We start from the raw sequence: 1384 nt of genomic DNA on the forward strand, positions 1-1384 counted from the left end.
GGTTACTCCAATCATATTTCTTACCTCCCACTAAAACGGAAAATCATCTTCCTCAAGGGCGTGTCCTGGCATTTATTCCTCAATGTTCGAACGGTTAGCAGTATCATCACGCTTTTCAAGTCGCTCGAAATTCTCTGCGACAACCTCAGTCACATAGACCCTGCGCCCTTCCTGATTCTCGTAGTTCCTTGTCTGGATGCGCCCCGTCACACCGACAAGATTCCCCTTCTTGCACCATTCCGCAAACAACTCCGCCTGCTTACGCCACATCATACAGTTGATGAAATCCGCCTCTCGCTCGCCGTTTGCTCCCTTGAAGTTCCGATTGACCGCCAGAGTAAAGGTAGCAACCGCCACATTCGACGGCGTATATTTTAATTCAGGGTCTTTTGTCAAGCGCCCTACCAATGTAACGTTATTGATCATCTTTCTTGTCCTTTCTTGCTGCACGTTCCCCGACTAAATAGCCGAGAAATAGCCACAGAATAGCCATTCCAAATTCTTTAAAAAGTTCAATCATTTTCTTCTCCTCCTGAAAAAGTTGCTAAATAGTAACAATCCTTAGCACCGTAGTCAAACCGTGTCGTCCGCTGACCAATGTGCTTCTGAAACCTTGGATGAGTGATAGCCGAGAAAGCCCACTGATGGTCTTCCATATTGTCAATAAGATCATCGACATTGTCAAACGTCCCAAGGTAAAACTTGCAGTGCCCATTATAGACGAAGTAAAATTCTAACATCACTCCACCTCAACAGGATAAAAGTTCCCAAAGGAACCTCTCAATGCCTTACCAACCTGTAAGGCTGCCGCCCGAGAGATAAACCGCATGGCTTTCTTCTCCTCTGAACATGAAATGTCCAAGCCAGTCACACCGATAACAGCAGACCTCAGAAACGGCTTATCTTCTCTTGTTCCATGTCTTAAAATAAACATCAGCCACCTCCATTCTCAAGCCTTTCAAGTAATTCACGTTTCCGTTTTTCAAGCTCTTCCTTGACCTCCTCGCTCGTGGTATTCACATAGTTAGGTTGTGACCATTCAGGAACATTTGATTTTTGATTCCCTGACTGATCCTTGATTTTACTTTCTTTGTACGCTCGCTCACGTTCATCGACTGCTGCAATCGTCAAAACTCCATCGTTTTTCCAATTCGTTAAAATCGCTCTGATATAACTAAAATTCCTTTTACCATTGTCAGCAGCAAGACCAATTGCTTTCAGGACAACTTTCGCTTCCATTCCATCAAAAGTGATGAACTCTTTCAAGATTTCAAATTGAGTTCCATCCAACGGAGCAATACGAGATTGATATTCTTCCACGATGAGCTCGACTGGATTTTTATCTTTATCTATATCTATATCTTTCTCTATATCTATATCTTTC

At 43.3% G+C, this 1384-nt stretch carries 1 protein-coding gene and 1 pseudogene; both read right to left on the reverse strand.

The annotated features are described in order from the left end of the window. Nucleotides 1–108 precede the first annotated feature (108 nt). A pseudogene (gene ssb / locus O0J15_RS21090) lies at nt 109–426 on the reverse strand (single-stranded DNA-binding protein); the annotation flags it as partial. A gap of 507 nt (nt 427–933) precedes the next feature. Next, nucleotides 934–1384, reverse strand: a 451-nt coding sequence (locus O0J15_RS21095) for a DnaD domain protein (protein ID WP_308306287.1), incomplete at its 5' end; no start/stop codon positions are given.

Origin of the sequence: Stenotrophomonas sp. Sm10 (assembly GCF_030985515.1) — a bacterium.
Taxonomy (GTDB): domain Bacteria; phylum Pseudomonadota; class Gammaproteobacteria; order Xanthomonadales; family Xanthomonadaceae; genus Stenotrophomonas; species Stenotrophomonas hibiscicola.